The 21,113-nt window shown below is 69.2% G+C and carries 17 protein-coding genes; 6 read left to right on the top strand and 11 right to left on the bottom strand.

Annotated features, from left to right (window positions below):
- Positions 1–61 precede the first annotated feature (61 nt).
- The gene (locus AC4PMY_RS00240; RefSeq protein ID WP_491621739.1) at positions 62–481 is read right to left on the bottom strand and encodes a winged helix-turn-helix transcriptional regulator; all 420 of its coding nucleotides are present in this window, start codon (positions 479–481) and stop codon (positions 62–64) included.
- A gap of 52 nt (positions 482–533) precedes the next feature.
- On the opposite strand from AC4PMY_RS00240, the gene AC4PMY_RS00235 reads away from it, so the two are divergent.
- The gene (locus tag AC4PMY_RS00235; protein ID WP_064293671.1) at positions 534–1,391 is read left to right on the top strand and encodes an alpha/beta fold hydrolase; all 858 of its coding nucleotides are present in this window, start codon (positions 534–536) and stop codon (positions 1,389–1,391) included.
- A 395-nt stretch (positions 1,392–1,786) separates the two neighbouring features.
- On the opposite strand, the gene AC4PMY_RS00230 is transcribed toward AC4PMY_RS00235, so the two are convergent.
- Complete coding sequence (locus tag AC4PMY_RS00230; protein WP_491621738.1) at positions 1,787–3,526, bottom strand: PHP domain-containing protein; 1,740 nt, start codon at positions 3,524–3,526, stop codon at positions 1,787–1,789.
- 178 nt (positions 3,527–3,704) lie between these two features.
- Between AC4PMY_RS00230 and AC4PMY_RS00225 the strand changes: the two genes are divergently transcribed.
- The gene (locus tag AC4PMY_RS00225; protein WP_491621737.1) at positions 3,705–4,436 is read left to right on the top strand and encodes a hypothetical protein; all 732 of its coding nucleotides are present in this window, start codon (positions 3,705–3,707) and stop codon (positions 4,434–4,436) included.
- A gap of 36 nt (positions 4,437–4,472) precedes the next feature.
- On the opposite strand, the gene AC4PMY_RS00220 is transcribed toward AC4PMY_RS00225, so the two are convergent.
- The 5 genes from AC4PMY_RS00220 to AC4PMY_RS00200 form a co-directional block, all read right to left on the bottom strand.
- A complete protein-coding gene (locus tag AC4PMY_RS00220) occupies positions 4,473–6,374 on the bottom strand; it encodes an ABC transporter ATP-binding protein (protein ID WP_491621736.1) in 1,902 nt (633 codons plus the stop codon).
- Between the two features lie 187 nt (positions 6,375–6,561).
- Complete coding sequence (locus AC4PMY_RS00215; RefSeq protein WP_071259931.1) at positions 6,562–6,786, bottom strand: hypothetical protein; 225 nt, start codon at positions 6,784–6,786, stop codon at positions 6,562–6,564.
- Between the two features lie 109 nt (positions 6,787–6,895).
- Positions 6,896–7,948, bottom strand: a complete 1,053-nt coding sequence (locus AC4PMY_RS00210; RefSeq protein ID WP_491621735.1) for a FecCD family ABC transporter permease — start codon at positions 7,946–7,948, stop codon at positions 6,896–6,898.
- Entirely contained in the window at positions 7,945–8,952 is a 1,008-nt protein-coding gene (locus AC4PMY_RS00205; protein ID WP_491621734.1) for an iron chelate uptake ABC transporter family permease subunit, read from the bottom strand. The genes AC4PMY_RS00210 and AC4PMY_RS00205 overlap by 4 nt, the downstream gene beginning before the upstream one ends.
- 7 nt (positions 8,953–8,959) lie before the next feature.
- Entirely contained in the window at positions 8,960–10,027 is a 1,068-nt protein-coding gene (locus AC4PMY_RS00200; RefSeq protein WP_491621733.1) for an ABC transporter substrate-binding protein, read from the bottom strand.
- 111 nt (positions 10,028–10,138) lie between these two features.
- On the opposite strand from AC4PMY_RS00200, the gene AC4PMY_RS00195 reads away from it, so the two are divergent.
- Positions 10,139–10,957 (top strand): helix-turn-helix domain-containing protein, encoded by an 819-nt coding sequence (locus tag AC4PMY_RS00195; RefSeq protein ID WP_491621732.1) that lies wholly within the window; start codon positions 10,139–10,141, stop codon positions 10,955–10,957.
- Between the two features lie 169 nt (positions 10,958–11,126).
- Here the strand turns inward: AC4PMY_RS00195 and AC4PMY_RS00190 are convergent, their stop codons facing one another.
- From AC4PMY_RS00190 to AC4PMY_RS00180, 3 genes are all read right to left on the bottom strand, one after another.
- Positions 11,127–12,128: a glycosyl hydrolase family 18 protein gene (locus tag AC4PMY_RS00190; protein WP_491621731.1), complete on the bottom strand. Its 1,002-nt coding sequence runs from the start codon at positions 12,126–12,128 to the stop codon at positions 11,127–11,129.
- 68 nt (positions 12,129–12,196) lie between these two features.
- Positions 12,197–13,378 carry an ROK family transcriptional regulator gene (locus tag AC4PMY_RS00185; protein WP_491621730.1) on the bottom strand — a complete coding sequence of 394 codons (1,182 nt, stop codon included), beginning with the start codon at positions 13,376–13,378 and terminating at the stop codon, positions 12,197–12,199.
- Positions 13,379–13,497: 119 nt separating this feature from the next.
- Positions 13,498–14,538: a LacI family DNA-binding transcriptional regulator gene (locus AC4PMY_RS00180; protein WP_491621729.1), complete on the bottom strand. Its 1,041-nt coding sequence runs from the start codon at positions 14,536–14,538 to the stop codon at positions 13,498–13,500.
- Between the two features lie 244 nt (positions 14,539–14,782).
- Here AC4PMY_RS00180 and AC4PMY_RS00175 point away from each other — a divergent pair, with 244 nt between their 5' ends.
- Complete coding sequence (locus tag AC4PMY_RS00175; RefSeq protein WP_491621728.1) at positions 14,783–15,748, top strand: carbohydrate ABC transporter permease; 966 nt, start codon at positions 14,783–14,785, stop codon at positions 15,746–15,748.
- Entirely contained in the window at positions 15,748–16,695 is a 948-nt protein-coding gene (locus AC4PMY_RS00170; protein ID WP_491621727.1) for a carbohydrate ABC transporter permease, read from the top strand. The genes AC4PMY_RS00175 and AC4PMY_RS00170 overlap by 1 nt, the downstream gene beginning before the upstream one ends.
- 269 nt (positions 16,696–16,964) lie before the next feature.
- Here AC4PMY_RS00170 and AC4PMY_RS00165 read toward each other — a convergent pair whose 3' ends face one another.
- The gene (locus tag AC4PMY_RS00165) at positions 16,965–18,338 is read right to left on the bottom strand and encodes an ABC transporter substrate-binding protein (RefSeq protein WP_491621726.1); all 1,374 of its coding nucleotides are present in this window, start codon (positions 18,336–18,338) and stop codon (positions 16,965–16,967) included.
- Between the two features lie 239 nt (positions 18,339–18,577).
- On the opposite strand from AC4PMY_RS00165, the gene AC4PMY_RS00160 reads away from it, so the two are divergent.
- Positions 18,578–21,097: a glycoside hydrolase family 38 N-terminal domain-containing protein gene (locus tag AC4PMY_RS00160; RefSeq protein WP_491621725.1), complete on the top strand. Its 2,520-nt coding sequence runs from the start codon at positions 18,578–18,580 to the stop codon at positions 21,095–21,097.
- Positions 21,098–21,113 lie beyond the last annotated feature (16 nt).

Raw genomic sequence — 21,113 nt, 5'->3', positions numbered from 1 at the left:
GACACCCTGGCGAAGACTATGACGCCAACATGGAGAGCTGAACGGCCCACCGAAGTCGGTCTCAACGATCTCGGACGTCAGGCCTGTCGATAGTTCTCATGTTCGACTCGGCCCACTCGCGGAGCGCCGCGATCGGCGGGTAGAGAGACTCGCCGAGCTCGGTCAAACGGTAGTGGACCCGCGGCGGAGTGGTTGCCTTAACACGACGTGAGACGAGTGTGTCCTGCTCGAGCGATCGAAGGGTCTGGGCCAGCATCTTTTGCGAGACACCGGCGGCTCGGCGTTTCAACTCGGAGAAGCGCAGCTCCTCTGGCGAGGCGTCGTGGAGCTGGATCACGATCATCGCAGTCCACTTGCTGCCGATCCGGTCCAGGAGCCGACGGGTGGGGCATGCGGGGTCGAAGAGATCCCCTCGGCTGCCGAGCGGGTCGGTTCCCTCGGGGGAACCAGGTGAGCGAAGAGTGCCGTCTTCCGGTGACATGAAGATGTTCCTATCGTGAAGTGGTCTCCAACAGAAACCTAGATGAGGTGTCATGACTACGTCCACCACAGTCGAGTCCGATGGAGCGCGCCTCCACGTGATCACGGAAGGCGAGGGACCGGCTGTACTGCTGCTCCATGGGTTCCCGCACACTTGGCGTGTCTGGAGCGCGGTCATCCCGACTCTGGCCGAGACGCACCGCGTGATCGCTCCCGACCTGCGCGGGCTCGGCGACAGTGAGCGAGCGGTGTCCGGATACGATGCGCGGAGCCTCGCGGGAGATGCGCTCTGCATCCTCGACGCCCTCGACGTCGACCATGCGGCGGTGGTCGCGATCGACGCGGCTGTGACTCCTGCGTTCATGCTCGCGCTCGAGAACCCCGATCGGGTGGATCGTCTTGTGCTCATGGAGGGCATGATCGGCGCCCTACCAGGAGCCGAGGCCTTCGTGCCAGGCGGCCCTCCGTGGTGGTTCGGCTTCCACGCTGTCCCGGATCTCGCCGAGACGGTTCTCGAAGGACACGAGTCCGAGTACATCGAGTACTTCCTCCGCACGGGGACCCATGACGGTCGCGGAGTGGAGCCTGAGATCCGCGACGCCTTCATCGAGGCCTATCGCGGACGCCACTCCCTCCGCAGCGCCTTCGAGCACTACCGCGCTCTCGCCGCCAACGCGGCGCAAGTTGCCCAAGCCGTCAGAACGCGTCGGCTCCGGGTGCCGACACTTGCCATCGGGGGCAGGACCGTGGCCGGAGCGACGGCTGCTCAGCTCGAGCCGCTGACGGATCACCTGGAGGCGCGGCTCCTTCCGGACAGCGGCCACATCATCCCGCTCGATCGCCCGCGCGAGCTGCTCGAGCTTCTGCATCCGTTCCTGGGCGGACAGGGCGACCTGCGTCGTTCTGGCTGAGACGACCGTGGCGAGCGTCGGCAGGAGCACAACGTTGTCCCAGCACGTACGCCGCGCGGTGCTCGCCAGGCTCTGTGTCCTCACCGTGGATCTCGACCAAGACGACCTCACCAGCAACGCCACCGCGGAGGACATCGAGGGGGACCGGGCGGGCCGCGCGGATGCGCTCAGCAGGGCAAGCGCTGAGGGCCGGAAACACGGGGAACCGTCCGATCCAGGAGTCTTTACACCGTGGATGTCGTCGGTTCGACCCCGGCGAGCCCACCGAAGAGCCGTGTCCCAGACGTCAGGGGTTTCTCGGACTGCCTCGTGAAGCCGTGCAGCTCGTTCGCGTATTCGCCGAGCACCGGACCCGTCGACCCAGCGCCGCCAGCACAGGCGGGTTCCGACCGGTCTCAGGTCACGCTGATGAAGATCGGATTCGTGTACAGCCAGATGTCGGCCCAGGGGTCAGCTGGGGAGACCGGGTACGGCTGGGGTGCCCGCGAGTCGATCTCGGCGCCGAGCGGACCGACCCCGTGCACCTGGCCATCGCTGCCACGAAGGCGGACATAGCCGTCCTCAGCGGCCGGCTCGAGCGGCACCACGACACGGAACGGGGAATCGCTACGGTCGGTGACGTCGAGCATTTCGACGACTCGGGTGCCGGGTGCGCGCTGTTCGTCACGGTCGGCGACGGGCCCGGTGACACGCCCGCGGATCAGGTCGAGGTGCGCGAGTCTCGGCGTCGTGCCCCGCGAGGTGGGCGTCGTGGTGGGCGTGACGTCGACCACGAGCTCGAGGGCGGTGCCGCTTGCGACGGTGAGGGTCCCGCCCAGGGTAACGCCGGTCTCCGGCTGGTCGGTGGCACGGAGCACGACGGAGAGTCCGGCGACGAGGTGTCCGTGGTCGACCCAGACACGGCCGGCGCGGATCGCGTCGAGGAGGGAGGCGGACGACCGGTCGACGGCCCCGACGTGCGTCCGACTGAACTCGCCCGGCCAGAAGTCGGCGCCGTTCTGGGGTGTGTCCGTGGCGATCGGGTCGGGTCGACGGCCGGCGCGGTTGAAGTTCGCGAGGGTTGCCCCGGCCTCCCAGTCCGGCCCGGTCGGGAAGTCGCCGACGCGTGTGGCGTCGGACTCCTTGAGGTGCAGATCGCTGTTCGTGGTGATCCACCAGCGCCGCCCCTCGCTCAGCAGCGAGTCCCACACACCGCCGACGACAGCCGTCGTCCAGTCGAAGCCGCCGTGAGTCAGATAGGCCTCCGCGGGGTAGCCGGGGAACGAGAACTCGCTGGGGGCGTTCTCGTATTCGCCGCGCCGCGAGCGTTCGGTCGCGTTCGCGGCGATCGCTCCGGCCTGAGCGCCGGGAGCGCCCTCCATACCGACGAACACCTCCGGGTCGGCGTCCTGCCAGGCACGGAGTTCTCCGGGCGAGTCGATGCCGAGGCGGCTCGGGTGGTTCGCGAGGACGATCACGTCGTCGATGACGCCGGCACGCTTCTGGGCGCCGAGCCAGGCTATCCCGTCGGTCGCGTGCACGAGCCACTCGGCGGCGTCTTCGGTGCCGGGGCGCGGTTTCTCCCATCCGTTGAGCTTGCCGTCGTGGTCGAGTTCGAAGCGGCGTAACACGAGGGTCGTCTGGGGCCCGGGCGCGATCAGCACGGTCGCGTGCTCGGCTCCCGGGATGTACCACTCGAGCCCCTGCAGCACGAGCATGTCGGGGCGAGCCGCCCGCGCGGTGTCGATCTCGCGTGCCGCGTTGAACACCCCGCCAACGTTGGCATGTCCTTTGTTGCTGTGTTCGGTGAAGGCGATCGCGTCGACCGCGAAACGCTGCGCCTGGTCGAGGATCGTCGTCATCGGGTACTTGGCGTCGTGCGAGTAGACCGAGTGCACGTGGTGGTCGAACACCAGCCAGGAGATTGCGTCCGGGTCGACGACTGCCGACGCGGACGGTAGCGGCGCGGCCTGGGCGGAGGCCGCGCTCCCGAGCCCTTGGGCGGTCGCTCCCACTGCGACCGTCGCAGCGACGGATGCCCCCAGGAAGGACCGGCGGGAGAGGCCGTACCGGGCCGATGCGCCCCGCTCCTCCTCAGGCACGGAGGATGCGCCACCGGTGGGCGCGGGCTGCTCGGGGCGGGGATCGAAGGGCATGGCATCACTTTCATCGGACGGACGCGCCGATCGTAGGCAGCGGAGGTGAACCTCGGCCCAACGGCCGGTGCCATGAGTGACGCCCGGCGTTCACGACCCATTAATCTGCGTCGGCGAGAGTCCTGGCGTCGCCGGGTATCCCCGTCCCGGAGGCTCACCGCACCCACCAAAGGTCCCGATGTCTTCCACTGTCCCCGTCATCCACCGTTCTCCGTTCCGTGCCGCAGGGCGCGCCCTGCTCGTCACGGCAGCGCTCAGCGCCAGCGCGGTCCTCTGCCTCGCCGGCGCCGGTGCTGCCGTCGCCGCCTCGGCACCGGCACCGCTCACGCTGCGCGACACCGCCGGCGCCGCGGTCACCTCAGGTGACGCGCGCGCCGTCCCGTCGTTCGGCTCCGCGGTGCTCGCCGCGGGCTGCCCAGCCGATGCGGACGACGCCGCCCGACTCTCCGTGACAGCGGGAGGGAGCACCGTCGTCACCTCTCCGACCGTCGCGGTGGCCGCCGGGCAGCCGGTCGAGGTGCCGATGGCCATCTCGTTCCAGGAGGTCGTGGACGGCGGCGTCGAACAGGGAGATGCGACCCTCGCGCTCGAGTGCCTCGTCCTCGAGTCGGGCATCCCGTCGTCGGTGGTCACGGCGGCGACCCTGCCCGTCACGTTCGCCGCGGGAACCTGGTCGGTGCCCGGCGCCCAGGTCGAGCCCGTCCCTCCGACGGCCACGCCGACCGCTGCGCCGCCTTCGGGAGGTCCTGGAGCAGGGGCGATCGCGTCGCCGAGCCCGTCGGTCGCAGCACGACCCTCCGCTGACGGAGACCTGGCGTTGACGGGCTGGCAGCTCGGCGGGGTCGGCGTCGTCGCCGCCGGCCTGCTCGCGGGCGGAGCCTTCCTGCTCCTGCGCAGGCGTCTGCGGTAGCCCATCGGCACGGAGGCTCCAACGGAGCGACCGCGGTCAGGTCGCGCTCGGTGTCTCCTCATCCGCTGCCAGGTTCTTCTGGACGGCGAACTGCGTGCGGTGCAACTCTTCGTACCGGCCGCCGGCAGCCAGCAGCTCGTCGTGCGTGCCCCGCTCCACGATCGAGCCGTCCTCGACCACGAGGATCAGGTCCGCACTGCGGATGGTCGAGAGCCGGTGCGCGATGACCATCGCCGTCCGGCCCTCGAGCGCCTCGCTGAGCGCCGCCTGCACCGCTGCCTCTGAGGTCGAGTCCAGCGCCGCTGTCGCCTCATCGAGGATGACGACGCGCGGCTGGGCGAGGAGCAGTCGTGCGATGGTCATCCGTTGGCGCTCACCACCGGAGAGTCGGTAGCCACGCTCGCCCACCATGGTGTCCAGCTGGTCCGGCAGGGACCGGATGAGCGGTTCGAGCCGCGCGCGGCGGACGGCGTCCCACACCTCGTCCTCGGACGCCTCCGGACGCGCGAGGCGCAGATTGGAGCGGATGGTCTCATGGAACAGGTGGCCGTCCTGCGTCACCATGCCCAGGGTGTGCCGGATGGAGGCGAAGGCGACATCGCGGACGTCCGTCCCCGCGAGACGTACGGCGCCCTCGTCGACGTCATACAGCCGCGACAGCAGCTGCGCGATCGTGGACTTACCCGCTCCTGACGAGCCGACGAGGGCGACGGTCTGCCCTGGTTCGATCCGGAAGGAGACGCCGTGCAGCACCTCCTCGCCGCCGCGGGTGTCCAGCATCGAAACCTCTTCCAGAGAGGCGAGGGACACCTTGTCCGCCGACGGGTAGGCGAAGTGGACGTCGTCGAACTCGACGGACACCGGACCATCGGCGACGGTGACGGCGTCGGGTTTCTCCCGGATGAGCGGTTCGAGGTCGAGCACCTCGAACACGCGCTCGAAGCTGACCACCGCGCTCATGATCTCCACCCGGGCGTTCGCGAGGCCGGTCAGCGGTGCGTAGAGGCGGGTGAGCAGGAGCGCCAGGGTGACCACCTCACCGGTGTCCAGCTGCCCGGCGAGGGCGAGGGAGCCGCCGAGGCCGTAGACGAGGGCGAGCGCGAGGGCGGAGACGAGCATCAGCGCGGTGAAGAAGACGAACTGCAGCATCGCCGTCCGGACACCGATGTCGCGGACGCGGGCGGCGCGGACACGGAACTCCTCGGCCTCCTGATCCGGTCGGCCGAACAGCTTGACGAGCGTGGCGCCGGGAGCCGAGAAGCGCTCGGTCATCTGCGTGCTCATGGCCGAGTTGTGGTCGGCGGCTTCGCGACGCAGCGCTGCAAGGCGGCCACCCATACGGCGCGCGGGCACCAGGAAGACGGGGAGCATCACCACCGCGAGGACCGTCACGAGCCAGGAGGTGCTGAGCATGACGATCAGGGTGAGGATCAGGGCGACGAGGTTCGTGATCACGCCGGACAGGGTGCCGCTGAAGGCCTGCTGAGCGCCGATCACGTCGTTGTTGAGGCGACTCACGAGGGCGCCCGTCCGGGTCCGGGTGAAGAAGGCGATCGGCATCTTCTGGACGTGGTTGAACACGGCTGTGCGCAGGTCGAGGATCACCCCCTCGCCGATCCGAGCCGAATACCATCGCGTCAGCAAGGACACGGCGGCGTCCGCCACGGCCACGAGGGCGATGACGACCGCGAGCCGGACGATCGTGGCCACCTCGCCCCGGGCGACGATGACGTCGACCACCTGCCCGGCGAGGACCGGCGTCGCCACCGCGAGGAACGCTCCCGCGACGGAGAGTGCGATGAAGACCAGCAGCTTGGCGCGGTAGGGCACCGCGAAGGTCATGATCCGACGTACGGACGCGCGGGAGATCCCGTGCTTGCCGTCCTTGGCGCTCGAGATCTTGTACAGCGAGCTCCAGGCCGCGCTTTCCATGCTCATTGCGATTCCTCACGCCCCGCTGCGCATGAGCACGTCCCTGACCCCGGTCACGATCCGGGTGGCGACGCGAACGCAGACCTGCGAGAGCGTATCAGCCTCGCTGTTCCCGACCTGAACGTTCCGGCGGCACCGTCGGTCCGGGCGACCGCCGTCCAACGGAGGAGACCAGCCGAGGTGCCTGGCGTGATCAGCGTTCGGAGCGCAGGGCCGTCCACATCACGACGAAGGCGGCGGCGATGCCGAGTACGCTTCCGGCGAGCCCGACGATCATGGCGGGGTGACCGGTGTCGGCGAGCCCGATCGAGCACGAGACCACCCCGACACCGGACGCCATCAGCCCGACGAAGCTGAAGACGGCGAGGATGAAGCGCTTGGCGGTCCTGGTGGGATCGGGAGCGGGAGGGAGCGACATCGTGTCTCGTTTCCGCCGTCGCGTCGTCTGCTTCGGCTCTTCGGCATCAGGCTAGAGGGCCGCCGATCGATGCGGTGAGGGGGTATCCCCGGTCCTCACGACAGAACGGTCACGAGCGTCTGCGGATCTCGTGGACGAGGAGCCAGACGAGGTAGCCGCCACCCACGATCACGGTGACGACCCCCACCGGGAGCGACGTCGGCAGCAGGTGCTGCGCGACGATATCGGATGCCAGCAACACGAGGGCCCCGAGCAGGGCGGACGGCACCAGCGCGATGCCGGCGGTGCGGGTGATCCGCTGCGCGATCTGCGGGGCGGCGAGGGCGACGAACGCGATGGGTCCGGCTGCGCCCGTGACGACAGCCGTGAGCGCGACGGCGCACGCCACGAGACCGAGCCGTGAGGGTTCGACCCGCGATCCCAGCGCCTTCGCCGCGTCGTCGCCGAGCTCGATTTGGCGGAGCGAGCCGCCGAGTGGCCCGAGGACGATGGTGACGGCCAGGATGACGACGGCGGCCGGGAGCAGCTGGGCCCATCCGACGGCGTTCAGCGAGCCTGCGCCCCAGACCGTGGCGAGCATCGCGACCTCGAGCTTCGCGCGCAGCACGAGGTAGGAACTGAGCGCCTCGAGCATGGCCGAGACGCCGATGCCCACGACGATGAGGCGGAAGCCCTGGATGCCTCGACGGTAGCTGAGGAGGGAGACCAGCGCCGTGGCGATCAGCCCGCCACCGACGGCACCGCCCGCGACAGCGGCCGAGCCGGCGCCCGCACCGATCACGATGATCACGATGAGACCGCCCGCGTACGATCCCGCGGTGAGCCCGATGATGTCGGGGCTCGCGAGCGGGTTCCGGGTGAGGGACTGGAAGATCGCGCCGGAGAGTCCGAGGGCGGCGCCGAAGAGCAGCGCGGCGAGGACTCGCGGGAGGCGCCACTCGAGCACCACCGTCTGCACCAGACCGCCTGGCCCGCCGAGGAACGCCGACGCGACCTCACCGACCGAGAGCGGCAGGTCGCCGAGACACAGCGCGAGCAACACCAACGCGAGCGCGACCACACCGAGCACCCCGCACACCACGATCGTGCGCAGCCGGACGCGGACGGAGAGCGATCGCCTCCGCCACACGACCGTGCGCGGTCCGGTCTCGGCCCCACTCACAGTGCGCTCGCCTTCGCGCGCCGCACGAGGTGGATCAACACGGGCGCACCGATGAACGCCGTGACGATCCCGACAGGGACGTCACTCGGCCAGAGGATCACGCGACCGATCACGTCAGAGGTGAGCAGCACAGCCGGCGCGATCAGGATCGAGTACGCCAAGATCCACCGCTGGTCGGGACCGACGATCCACCGCGCGATGTGCGGCACCATGAGCCCCACGAAGCCGACCGGTCCGGCGATCGCGGTCGCCCCTCCCGCCAGCAGGGTGATCGCGACGACGGCGAGCACACGGGTGGTCGCGAGGCGGGTGCCGAGTGAGGCGGCGAGATCGTCGCCCAGCGCGAGGGCGTTCAGCGATCGCGCACTGAACAGCGCGATGACGACGCCCGCGAGGACGAAGGGGAGTGCGGGCATGATGACGTCGAGGCCCCGCTCGACGAAGGACCCGGCGTTCCACCCGCGGAGCTGCCTGAACGTGACCGGGTCGAGGAGCATCATCGCGGTCGTGATGCCGCTGAGCACCGCAGCAAGGGCGACGCCGGCGAGGGTCAGCCGGACCGGATCCGCACCACCACGTCCTGCCGAGCCGATCACGTAGACGAGTGCTGTCACGACCAGGGCTCCCAGGAACGCGAACGGCAGATACTGCACGGGCGTGCGCGCGCCGAGCAGGACACCGATCGCGACGAAGAGCGCCGCGCCCGCGTCCACACCGAGGATCCCCGGATCACCGAGGGGGTTTCGGGTGAGGCCCTGGATGAGTGCGCCCGAGACGCCGAGCCCGACACCGACGACGAGTCCGGCCATGGTGCGGGGGATCCGCAGATCGAGGACGACCAGATCGGTGACGGAGCCATCGGGCCTCGTGAGTGCCCGCCAGACGTCGGTCGGGCCCACGGGGTGGGACCCCACGAGGATGCTGAGCAGGATCGCGGTCACGAGTGCCGCGACCGCGATCCCGAGCCCCAGCGAACGGCGCCCGCGAGGGGTGCGCGAGGTCACCGACGGGTCAGCCGTCGACGCTCTGCGGAGCTGTGCCGGCGACGGCGTCGACCAGGCGCGGCACCAGCTGTTCGAGGACGTACTTCTGGCTGAGCGGGGTGAGGAAGTAGATCGCACCGGCGAGCTCGCCGTCGGTGAAGACCGCGTGTCCGCCGGTCACGGCGTCCAGACTCGAGGTGGTGCCGAAGCCCAGCACCTCCTGAACGGCATCCGTGGACTCCGTCGCGAAGACGATCACGTCAGCGTCGATGACACCGACGTTCTCGGCGGCGATCTGCGCCTGTCCGCCCTCGCTCGGGACGTACTGCTGCAACCCGGGCGTGATCGTGAACCCGAGATCCGTCAGAAAATCGGTGTTGAGGCCGTCGGGGTAGACCCACAGGTTGCCGTCCCACGGCCCACCCTGAGAGAAGGTCGCCGTGAGGCCCGCGAACTCCGGGTGCGCTGCCGCGGCCGCAGCGTAGGCCTCGTCGACGCCCGTGATGAGCGCCTCGCCCTCCGCTGAGCGACCCACGGCTTGGGCGACCATCCTGGTCTGGTCCCGCCAATCCGCGAAGTAGAGTCCCGCACCCTCCTCATTGGTCACGGTCGGCGCGATCTCCGCGAGCTTCGCGTAGTTCTCCTCGGTCATGCCGGCGTTCGTCCCGATGATCAGGTCCGGCCGCAGCGACGCGATCTTCTCGTACTCGAACCCGTCGGTCGTGGTGAGGACGGTCGGCTCGGCATCGCCCAGGAGCTCCGTCGCCCACGGCCACACCGCATACGGCTGCTCGCCGTACCATTCCGTCGTCGCGATCGGTGTGACACCGAGTTCGAGGAGGATGTCCTGCTCGGTCAGTCCGACCACGACGATCCGCTGTGGCTCCGAGGGGATGACCGTCTCGCCGTACTCGTGCTCGATCGTCACCGGGAACGAGTCGCTCGGCTCGGTCGTGTAGTTCGGGTTCTCGGCGGTCGTCGAGGAGGCGCTCGAGCAGGCGGAGAGCGCGACACCGACGAGGGCGAGCGCGCTCACCGCGGCAAGCAGGCGAGCGGTCCTCGCGCTCGGGGCGCGGTGGTGCTTCGGAACGATCATGGGGTCCTTCATCGGTTCGGCTGGCGGGATGGCGACAGTCAGGTTAGCCTTGCCTAATCGCTTCGCGCTATCGCGCTGAGTGGACAGGACTTGTCGAATGGAGACAGCTGGATGTCTGGTCGCGATCACGCGGACGGCGGGATCAAGCTCCTCGGCCCACTGGATGACGCCGAAGGGACATCGGGCGAGTTCCGGGTCTCCCGCTCGCGGGTCGATGCGACGACACGGTTCGACGAGCACTCGCACCGCGAGGACCAACTCGCGTGGATGAGCTCCGGCGCGATGGAGGTGTCGGTCCTCGGCGATCGGCGGCGACTGCGGCGAGAGCACCTCGCCTGGATCCCCGCGGGGATGGTGCACGAGATGAGCTTCAGCGAGCCCGGAGAGCTCATCAGCGTCTATGCCGACCCGATGCTGCGCCCACAGGGCGGCCGTTGGAACGGTGCACGGACCGTCCGGGTCGACGACCTCTCGGGAGCGCTGCTGGCGCACCTGCTCGACGCCGACCCGGCCGGGCGCCGGCGATGGCGATGCTGGTCGCTCCTGATCGACCTGCTGTCGGCGGCGGCTCGCGACGATGAGGCGTTGGCCATGCCCCGTGAACCGCGCGCGCGTGCCATCGCGTCGGCCCTGATGGCCGACCCCGCCGACCCGCGTGGGCTCGACGATTGGGCCTCGGCGGCGGGCGTCAGCTCGAAGACGATCGGCCGGGCGTTCGTGGACGGCACGGGATGCACCTTCCGTGAGTGGCGGGTCCGCGTGCGCCTGCATGCAGCGGCGGGAATGCTCGGTCGGGGTGTCGCCGTGCAGGAGGTCGCACCCGCGGTCGGTTACGAGTCGGTGAGCAGCTTCATCGGGGCGTTCCGCACCCGGTTCTCCGTGACCCCCGCTGTCTACGCCGCGCGCAGTCGGACGGCGGACCTCATCTGATCCGAAGACGGGTGCGGCTTCAGGCGCTCTGAGCAGACCGACCGTCTCCGTCGGTCTGGCCGGCCCCGGAGAAACCGAGCCATTCGCGGGCCGTCACTGCCTGGATCCGCCCACCCACCGCCTGAACCGATTCCGACGCGGCGTTCGACGGGCTCGAGGCTGGCGCGACTCAGCTGATCGGATCACCGAGACTCAGCTCCCACACGGCGAGGCCGTGCACACCCTGTCGGGTGGCGTAGGTCTTCCGGAGACCGAGGGTCTTGGCGTCGGACCACCAGATGACCGTGCCGTCCGCGAGTGTCGCCGTCCACTCCTGCTGCGTCGCGTCCCACGTCGCACGATTGCCTGCTTTCGCTCTCGCCTCGGCGACGGTCAGCTGCACGCCGTCGGTCCCGTCACCCGGCCAGGTGTACGCGTATTCGGCGACACCGAGGTCGATCTTGCTCTTCGGGACACCGGTCGCAATGAATGCCGTCAGCACGCTCTTGACCCAGGGCGTGCCGCCGACGGGGCCCGCATCGGTCCAGGTCGGTCCGTGCTGGTCGTAGGCCATCAACACGAACCGCCCCACGGACGTGTTCAGCGCACTCATGTCGTACCCCTCGTCGGCGTAGCCCGCGGCGCTGTCGGTGGCCATGAGCGCTATCGAGATGGTCGACGCTGACGGCAGTGCGGCACGCAGTTCGGCGAGGAACTTCGTGAGACCGGCCTTGTGGGTGCTGTTCAGCGACTCGAGGTCGACCTGCACGCCGTTGAAACCACCCTGCGCGACCTTGGAGACGAGTGAGGTGACCACGGCCTTCCGGTTCGCGGTGCTGCTCAGGAGCTTGGTGGCGATGGTCGGCGAGAAGTCACCGATCGATTCGTCGAAGTTGCCGAAGAGGAGTTCGGTCTTGAGGCCGTGACCCTTCGCCGTGGTCACCATGCCCGCGGCCTCCGGCGGCGTCGCCGTGACCGCCGCGCCGGTGGACGTCAGGTTGACGCCGTCGATGCCGACGAGCGAGAGTGCCGAGGCACTCGGGGCGATGTACTGCGATCCGGACCCGGTCATGAGGTACCCCTCGATCGGGAGACCCGCCGCGGTGGCGGGGGAGGAGACGAGCAGGGGGACCGCGGCGGCGGCGACCCCCATCGCGACCAGGACGTTCCGGATGTTCCGTGGTGTGTGCATGCCTGATTCCTTCTGTATTCGATCGCGGAACACTCGAGGCGGCGGCGGTGACCACGGCCTCGACGCCGCTAGCGGTGGGCGGAAGCGAACGCTTCGTCCAGAAGTCGTGATCGGATGGTGGTGGCGAGCCTGTGCCGTGCGCCGGTGAGGACCGGCTCCGCGGTGACGGTCGCACCGACGATCTCGGTGGTCGTCGCACGCCCAGGGAGCAGGTCGCGGACGAGGCTCGCGAGCCGGTCTCCTCCGGCGGTCCCGATCGGCCCGCCGAGGATGACGCGTTCGGGGTCCAGGATCGCGATCGCCGGCGGAACGGCCAGGGCGACGCGCGGAGCCAGATCGGCGAAGAACGCGTCGCGGCTCGGGTGGGTCGCGAGCGTCCGGGCTGCGTCGTCGATCGAGAACCCCGTGATGCCGTGGCGTGCCGCGAGGTCCTCGAGGACGTTCCAGTCGAGGAGGTCGTCGAGCCGTGCCACGGACGGACCGTCGAGGAGGGAGTGGGTGGACACGGTCAGGGTGCCGATCTCGCCCGCAGCACCACGGGCCCCGTGGAGCAGGGCGCCGTCGACGTCCACCGCGAAGCCGAGACCGATCCCCAGCCACAGGAGTGCGAAGCTCTGGGCCGAGCGGCCTGCTCCGGTGACCCGCTCGGCCACGGCGGCGAGGTTCGCGTCGTTGGCGAGCTCGACACTCCACGGCAGCAGGGTCTCGAGCGATGCACGGGTCCCGCGGGTCGGCCAGCCGGGGAGGGCGTAGGGGAGGAGGAGTTCGTCGGTACGGGGCGAGACCGAGGCCTGGAGGCCGACGACGACGGCGGCGACCGCCCCGACCTCGATCCCGTTCGTCGCGCAGGCGAGCTCGACGGCCTGTCGCACCTCGTCGGCGGCGGTACGGGCGCCGCCACCGCTCGGTCGACGCGTCTCGGCGACCGTGTACGCACCACCGACGGCGTCGACCGGGACGGAGCGCACGCCGTCGGACTGCACATCGATCGCGACCCCGAGGACGCGGCGAGCCCGGACCCCGTACAGGGCGGTCGCCGGCCCGGACGTCCCGGCGATGTGTCCGACAGATTCGATGAGGCCGGCGCCCTCGAGGCGTCGGACGATCTGGGAGGCCGTGGGTTTCGAGACGTCAGACAGCTCGCTCAGCTGGTTGCGGGACAGCGGCTGGCGCTCGAGGAGGACGGCGAGGGCGGCGCGGTCGTTGATCGCCCGCATCAGGGCCGGCGTGCCGGCGACGGTGTCGGTCATGGTGCCTCCTCGCCGGTGATCCGATGGGGAGACCGTAACTGATAAGACTCTTAACTATCAAGACCGATGTGGGCGTCATCCGGTCGGGATGCGGGAGCGATGCCAGGCGTCGTTCGGGCTCAGGCGGCCGGACGCGGGGCCGCGGTGGACCCGCGCGGGAGCAACCGCGCCTCGATGGTGGTGAGCACGGTGTCGGCGTCGGGGTTCGCGATGCGGCCGACCAGTCGATCGAGTGCCGCCTCGCCGAGTTCGTCGGCATCCTGTGCGACGGCCGTCACGCCTGGGGAGACCATGCTCATCCACCGGGAATCGTCGAAGGAGACGATGCTCAGGTCGTCGGGGATGCGGAGCCCGAGGTCCGATGCCGCCCTCCAGACGCCCTCGGCGATGAGGTTGTTCGCGGCGAAGACGGCGGTCGGGTGCCCGCGTCGGGCGAGGAGGTCGACGGCGGCGTTCCGAGCCGCGTCCGCTTCCCAGCCCGCGGTGACGAGCAGGGACGGGTCGGTCTCGATCCCCGCCTCCCGGAGCGCCCGTTCGTAGCCGGACAGTCGCTCGGAACCGGTCGTCCAGACGGTCTCGTCCGTGAGCAGGGCGATGCGTCGGTGGCCGAGCTCGAGGAGATGCTCGGTCACCCGTCGAGCGATGTCGGCGTTGTCGATGGCGACCCCGTCGCACCGACCGTCGGAGAACTGCCGATCCGCCTCGACGACCGGGATCCGCTGTTTCACCAGGTAGTCGGAGACATCCTTCGACAGGGGGGTCACGATGACGCCGGCCACGCGTGTCGCGACGAAGGCGCGGGCCGCGTCCATCTCAGCCTCGACCGAGCCCTGGTCGTCGACGAGCATCATCGTGTACCCGAGCTCACGAGCGCGGGCTGCGACCCCGGCGGCGAAATCGGCATAGAAGGTGTTCCGGAGATCCGAGACGAGGACGCCGATCGCGTGGCTGTGCTGGGTGCGGAGGCTGCGGGCCATCGCGTGCGGGACGTACCCGAGCTCGTCGGCCGCCGCGGCGACCCGTTCCTTCACGGCCGCGGCGACGTACCCCTCGCCACTCAGGGCTCGCGAGGTCGTGGACTGCGAGACACCGGCCGCCTGAGCGACGTCCTTGAGCGTCGCACGACGGGGTGGCTCGGGGCGCGTTGACCGGTCGACCATCGTCTGCAGTCCCTCCACTCAGGTGATGCCATCGCCCGCTGCTCGGCGCCTCCACCCTAGCCCCCGGGGTGTCGCAGACACGAGTCAGCCGCCCGCCGCCACCTCTTGCCAGGGCCGCGCGACCTCGCCTATAGTCGGTCGCATGTGGTAACGATGCCACATCCCGATTGGGATCGACGGAAAGCCAGAGGGTGGCCATGGAGACGATCACCGGACGCGACGAAGGACCGATCGGGAGGCGCCCGTGACCACGACCACCCGTCCTCGGCGCGATCGCCGGACGCCGTCTCCATCGGTCGGCGGTCGCAAGGTGCGCAAGTACAACCGACGCGAGGCCATCGCCGGCTACCTCTTCATCAGCCCGTGGATCATCGGGTTCCTGGTGTTCACCGCCGGCGCGATGGGCTACAGCCTGGTCATCTCCTTCAGCAACTACAACCTGGCGACCAACCTCGCGACGCCCGTCGGACTGACGAACTACGAGAACCTCTTCGCCGACCCGAAGGTCGCACTGTCGCTCGGGAACACCCTGTTCTACGCGGTGCTCGCCGTCCCGCTCGAGATCGTCTTCGCGCTCTTCCTCGCGACGTTGCTGAACCGGGTCGGGCGCGGCGCCGGCTTCTTCCGCACCCTGTATTACCTCCCGAAGATGACTCCGGCGGTCGCCACGGCCTCCGTCTTCCTCCTGCTGCTGAACGGCAACACCGGCGCCGTCAACAGTTTCCTCGGGCTCTTCGGCATCGACGGCCCGCAGTGGCTCATCGACCCGAACTGGGTGAAGCCGTCGATCGTCCTGATGACCCTGTGGGGGGTGAGCGGGACGATGGTGATCTTCCTGGCCGCCCTGAAGAACGTCCCGCGGGAACTCTACGAGGTGGCGTCGCTCGACGGAGCCGGTCCCGTCCGCCAGTTCTTCTCGATCACCGTCCCGATGATCTCGGGGGCGATCTTCTTCAACGTCATCGTGTTGACGATCGCGGCCCTCCAGGTCTTCGACCAGGCGTACCTCCTGTTCTGGCGTGATCAGACGAACGCCTCGCCGGAGTCCTCGCTCTTCTACGGCGTGTACCTGTTCCAACAGGCGTTCCGCCAGTTCAACTTCGGCTTCGCGGCCGCCATGGCCTGGCTCCTGTTCGTGATCATCCTCGTGATCACCCTCATCCAGATGAAGCTCAGCAATCGATTCGTGTTCTACGAAGGAGACGACTGATGACGACCGTCCAGAACCAGGTCCCTCCGGTCGGAGAGGTCGACGAGAGGGCCGCCGCGTCGCCGAACCCGCCGCGTGGAGCGGTCGGTCAGCGTGACTACCGTGTGCGCCGGGTGATCGGGAAGACCGTCCTGTGGATCCTCCTGACCGGCTTCTCGCTGTTGTTCCTCTACCCGTTCGTGTGGTTGCTCGCCGCGAGTCTCAAACCGCGAGGCGAGGTCTTCGACAACAAGCTGATCCCGGAGACATTCACCCCGCAGAACTATGCGGACGTGTGGCAGCAGCTTCCGCTGTTGTCGTGGATGACCAACAGCATCGTGATCGCCCTGCTCGCCGCGGGCCTCGTGGCGATCTCGAGCTCGCTCGTGGCGTTCGGCTTCGCCTACTTCAAGTTCCCCGGCCGCAATCTCCTCTTCGGGCTCGTCCTGGCCACGATGATGTTGCCGGGCGCGGTGACCATGGTGCCGCAGTACCTGATCTGGAAGAACCTGGGTGTGCTCGGGACCTGGTTGCCGCTCTTCGCGCTCAACCTGTTCGGGTCGGCGTTCTACATCTTCCTGCAGCGCCAGTTCTTCCTCGGGCTCCCTCGCGAACTCTTCGAGGCCGCTCGCCTCGACGGCGCGAGCTACTTCGGCCTGTTCCGCCGCATCGCCATGCCCCTGTCGATCCCCTCGTTCATCATCGTGTTCCTCTTCGAGTTCCAGGCGAGTTGGAACAACCTGCAGGCGGGCCTGATCTACCTGAACGCCGGCAGCGTGGACGGGTTCACGGTCCCGCTGGGGATCTCCTACGCCATGACCGCCTTCAGCCCGACGAACGGCGGGCACGGCGACTACCAGTTCGTCATGGTCGCCGCACTCGTCGTGACGCTCCCGATGCTCATCCTGTTCGCGTTCGGACAGAAGTACTTCATCGAGGGCGTCGCGACCCAGGGGCGGAAGGGCTGAACCGCCCCGGCGTCGTGCGCCGGGACGAGTGACGAGAGCGGTGGTCTCCCTGGGAGACCACCGCTCTCGTCGTACCGTCTTCCACCCCGAGTCAGGTCGCCGGTGCTGTCCAGGACACCGCCGTCCGGCGTCCAGGGTCACCGGTCGCCGGACGGAGTTCCGTCTCCCTGCGTCGTCTCCGGCCGACCGACGATGCGGAGCAGCGGACGCACGACGACGGCCCCCTCCCGGAGGAGGGGGCCGTCGTCGTCAGCGGTTGTGGGATCCGATCAGCCGGCTGCCGTCGCCTGGTCGTAGGCGAGTTGAGCCGCCTTCTGGGCGTCGGCGAGCGCCTCCTCAGCGGTCTTGTCGCCGAGGAGGACCGACTGCACCGCGTTGTTCAACTCGGTCTCGATCTGCTGCCCTGCCGGCGAGACCCCGAAGGTCTGCCCCTCGGAGACCGCGTCGTAGTACGTCCCGATCGTCTGGTCGAACCCGGCGTTCCCACTCTCCTTGACGTACGCGTCGCGGATGGCGGTGTCGGCCTCCGGGGAGCCCGTGAACAGTCCGGTGTTGATCGCACCGGGCTTGGCGGCGATGGTCTTCGACCGGGCCTCACCGGCGGCCTTCCACGCGTCCATGCTCGTCAGGTCCAACGCCCACGCACACGCGGCGTCCTTGTTCTTCGCCCCGGCGGGGATGACGAAGGCCGTCCCACTGGCGACGGTGAACGGCTTGCCGTCCTGGTCGAGGAAGGGGACGGCCGAGATGTCCACCTGGTCGACGTAAGGCGTGAGGACGTTGACGTACCACTGCATGTTGACCTGCGCGCCCACCTTGTCGGTGACGTACTGGTTGCCGTCGCCGAAGGTGTCGAACGCGTCGGTGAAACTCTTCACCTTCGCGTAGCCGCCCTGTGCGTCGTAGATCTTCTTGAGGTAGTCGAGGCCGGCACGGTTCGACTCGTCGTCCAAGGTCGGCACGCCGTCCTTGTCGATGATCTGACCCCCGTTGCCGAGCACCCACAGGCCCGCCTGTCCTGCGGCCACCGGGTCGAAGCCCAGGACGGTCGGATTGCCGCCGCTCTCCTGGTAGACCTTCTTGATGGCGGCGAGGAGGACGTCGGGCTTCGAGGTGTCGATCTCGGACGGGTCGACGCCGGCCGCCGCGAGCACTCGATCGTTGAGGATGATCGCCGGCGGCTGGTAGAACTGCGGCACCGCGTACACGTCACCGTCGTACGTGATGTCCGCCACCACGGACGGGTAGTACTGCGAGGCCGGGTCGACGTCGTGCACGGAGAAGCACTCGGACAGCGGCGTGATGAGCCCCTGTGCCGCGTAGGTGCCGATGTACCGGCGGTCCATCTGGACGACGTCCGGAGCGTTCCCGCCTGCCACTCTCGTCGTGAACTTCTGCGCGTCGAACGCGGTCTGGTCGATCTTGACGTCGACGTCGGGCAACTGTGCCGCGGCGTAGTCCAGACGCGAGGTGCCCACGTCGTCGGCGTTCTCGAACCCCCAGGCACTCAGCGCACCGGTGGCCTTGTCGGTGAAGGACGTGGTGGCGGCCGTGCCACCACCGCCTCCGAAGCTGCACCCCGCGAGCATCACGGTCGACGCCGCGAGGGCCGCGACGGTCAGCGTCCTCTGCCTCTTCTTCATGTGTCTTCCCTTCGGTGTCGTCGTGAGCGGCATCGTTGCCGGTCACGTTCGTTCCACAACTCCTGAGAACTCTGGAATCCTTACCACACTGGGAAGCTAGTCGACGCTACCCACGTCACACAAGGGCTAGCGCGCGGCATCTCGGGCATCTTCGGTGGGAATCATCCAGGGTGCTTGAGTCGTGATGGCACCCTGGCTAGGCTCAGTGTGGCAACGATGCCACATTGCGAAGGGTTCCCATGCCGACCATCGACCGTATCCTGCTCGTCGGACACACTCACCACGACGTCGGGTACACGAACAGCCCTCGGATCATCGACCCGCAGCACGCGCGGATCGTGTCCGAGGTGCTCGACCTCGCCGATCGCCACGCCTCGACCGGGCCGGACGACTTCCGATGGACGTTCGAGGTGAGTCGTCCTGTCCTCGCCTTCCTCGAGCACGCATCGCCTCGTGACCGGGAGCGACTGCGGTCGGCCAACGCGTCGGGCCGCATCTCGGTGACGGGCGGGCCACTCAACCTCACCCAATTGCCGTCGGCCTTCGAAGTGGACACGGCGTACGACGCCGTAGCGACGCTGCGGGACGCCGGCCTCACGGTCCGGTCGGTGCAACACGGCGATGTGAACGGCATCGCCTGGGGCAACATCGACGCCATGGCGCGCGCGGGACTCGACCGGCTGGTCATGGCGCTGAACCCGGACCACGGTCGACCACCGTTCGAACAGCCGAGCGCCTTCGCCTGGGAGTCGCCGAGCGGGAGACGCGCGTTCGTCTGGTTGTCGACGCACTACGGCTTCGGGGAGGAGTGGGGGATCGTCGACGGGGACGTGGAGTTGGCGGAACGGCGGATCGCCGAGTTCGTGAGCCGACTCGGATCCCGCGACGACTACCCGTTCGACACCGCGGTCGTGCACGCCGCCAACGACAACCGGTGGCCGACGGCCGACTTCCTGGACGTCGTGCGGTACTGGAACCACCGGCACCCCGAGGTCCCCATGCGGACGGCGACGATGGACGATGCGCTCGATCGGCTCATGGAGCAGGTGACCGCCCCGGCGGTCGACGGCGCCTCGTCGCCGGGCGACCTGCCCGTGTACCGGGGGGAGTGGTCCGACTGGTGGGCGCACGGGCACGGCTCGACGGCACGCGAGGTCGCCGCCTATCGGGAGGCCCGGACGTTCGCGCGCGCCGGTGAGAACCTCCTGTCGCTGGCCCTGCTCGCGGGCGACCCGACGCCACGTCCGGCCACCGTCCTCGGGTACCGTCGAGGTCCGGCCTTCCTGCGCAGCGACCAGGACGTCGTCGACACCATCCGCGAGGTGGACGAGCAGTCCCTGCTGTTCGCGGAGCACACCTGGGGATCCTGGGAGAGCTACTCGAAGCCGCACTCGATGCTGAGCCATTCGCACTGGAACGCGAAGGCGGGGTTCGCGTACGCCGCGTACGACCACGCCCGTGACCTCGCGGTGGAGGCGTTCCATCGCCGTGCCGCGGTCGAGGCCGACACCGGCGTCCCCGTCGCGGTCACCGCGGGGAGCGGGTCGGACTCGGCGGACGAGGTGCTCCTCCTCAACCCGACGCCGCGGGAACGGACGGAGTCGGTCGAGGTCGAGATCACCAAGACGCAGCGCTCCCGGGTGCGGGCGACCGTGCCCGGCTTCGGTGCCGTCCTCGTGCCGGTGCCAGAAGCGGAGCCCCCGTCGACACCGGGCGCCGTCCTCGAGACCCGACGCTACCGCGTGGAGGTCGACCCGTCGCGCGGGGGTGTGGTGTCGCTGGTCCACCGCGAGAGCGGACGCGAACTCGTCGATCCACGGCACGGACACGGTCTCGGTGCGGTGGTCAGCGAGGAGGTCGAGGTGGGGTCTCGGCATCCGATGATCGTCGACGATCCGAAAGCCTTCAGCCCGGAGCACCCCGGCCCCGTCTTCGTCCAGCGGATCGCGGTCGACGAGGAGCCACCCCGGGTCGTCCGTACCGCCGGCTGGTCGTCGATCACGTGGACGTCGGCGACCGACGGCGGGCTCACCGCCAAGCACACGCTGGTGGTCGACGAGGACGGCGACGACGTCGACCTCACCGTGACGGTCGCCAAGCCGGCGGTCCTCGAACCGGAGAGCGTCTTCGTCGCCTTCCCCTTCGCCGTCGCCGAACCGGAGTTCCTCCTCGAGACCGCGGGCGCCGTGTACGCAGCCGGAACCGAGCAGCTCCCCGACACCAGCAAGGACTGGTTCTCCATCCAGCACGCCACGGCGGTCACGGACGACGAGCACGGCCTGCTGTGGGGCACCTTCGACGCGCCGCTCGTGCAGCTCGGCGGGTTCCACACCGGCCGGTGGGCTCGAGACCTCGTGGCCGACGGCGGGCAGGTCAACAGCTGGCTGATGAACAACCTGCACTTCACGAACTTCCAGGCGAGTCAGGGTGGTACCAGCCGGTTCCGTTATCGGTTCCGACCGCTCGGCCGGCGCGTGCTCCGGGAGGACGTGCGCCGGTTCGGCGAGGAGCTCGCGCTGCCCCTCCAGGCCCGACGCTGGGCCGGTGAGCTGCCCGGGCCGGCCGGGTTCCGAGTGGAGCCGGCCGACGACGTGCTGGTCGAGTTGCGCCCGATGCCCGGACGCCGGATCCGCGCCAGACTGCGGAACACCCGGGAGCGGACGGTCGACGTCGGCGTCACACTGGCCGACACGCGACACGCCGTGACGCTCGGGTCGCTCGCCGTCACCGACCTCGTGCTGGACCGCCCGGGCCGCTGAGCGCCGGCGGAGCCGC

The organism is Plantibacter sp. MDV22-iso1 (assembly GCF_058408345.1).
This window is presented reverse-complemented; position numbering and strand designations above follow the sequence as displayed.

Excerpts from the sequence above, each read along its gene's own strand:
- AC4PMY_RS00240 (WP_491621739.1), bottom strand. The coding sequence starts at position 481 with ATGTCACCGGAAGACGGCACTCTTCGCTCACCTGGTTCCCCCGAGGGA.
- AC4PMY_RS00235 (WP_064293671.1), top strand. The coding sequence starts at position 534 with ATGACTACGTCCACCACAGTCGAGTCCGATGGAGCGCGCCTCCACGTG.
- AC4PMY_RS00230 (WP_491621738.1), bottom strand. The coding sequence starts at position 3,526 with ATGCCCTTCGATCCCCGCCCCGAGCAGCCCGCGCCCACCGGTGGCGCA.
- AC4PMY_RS00225 (WP_491621737.1), top strand. The coding sequence starts at position 3,705 with ATGTCTTCCACTGTCCCCGTCATCCACCGTTCTCCGTTCCGTGCCGCA.
- AC4PMY_RS00220 (WP_491621736.1), bottom strand. The coding sequence starts at position 6,374 with ATGAGCATGGAAAGCGCGGCCTGGAGCTCGCTGTACAAGATCTCGAGC.
- AC4PMY_RS00215 (WP_071259931.1), bottom strand. The coding sequence starts at position 6,786 with ATGTCGCTCCCTCCCGCTCCCGATCCCACCAGGACCGCCAAGCGCTTC.
- AC4PMY_RS00200 (WP_491621733.1), bottom strand. The coding sequence starts at position 10,027 with ATGATCGTTCCGAAGCACCACCGCGCCCCGAGCGCGAGGACCGCTCGC.
- AC4PMY_RS00195 (WP_491621732.1), top strand. The coding sequence starts at position 10,139 with ATGTCTGGTCGCGATCACGCGGACGGCGGGATCAAGCTCCTCGGCCCA.
- AC4PMY_RS00190 (WP_491621731.1), bottom strand. The coding sequence starts at position 12,128 with ATGCACACACCACGGAACATCCGGAACGTCCTGGTCGCGATGGGGGTC.
- AC4PMY_RS00185 (WP_491621730.1), bottom strand. The coding sequence starts at position 13,378 with ATGACCGACACCGTCGCCGGCACGCCGGCCCTGATGCGGGCGATCAAC.
- AC4PMY_RS00180 (WP_491621729.1), bottom strand. The coding sequence starts at position 14,538 with ATGGTCGACCGGTCAACGCGCCCCGAGCCACCCCGTCGTGCGACGCTC.
- AC4PMY_RS00170 (WP_491621727.1), top strand. The coding sequence starts at position 15,748 with ATGACGACCGTCCAGAACCAGGTCCCTCCGGTCGGAGAGGTCGACGAG.
- AC4PMY_RS00165 (WP_491621726.1), bottom strand. The coding sequence starts at position 18,338 with ATGAAGAAGAGGCAGAGGACGCTGACCGTCGCGGCCCTCGCGGCGTCG.
- AC4PMY_RS00160 (WP_491621725.1), top strand. The coding sequence starts at position 18,578 with ATGCCGACCATCGACCGTATCCTGCTCGTCGGACACACTCACCACGAC.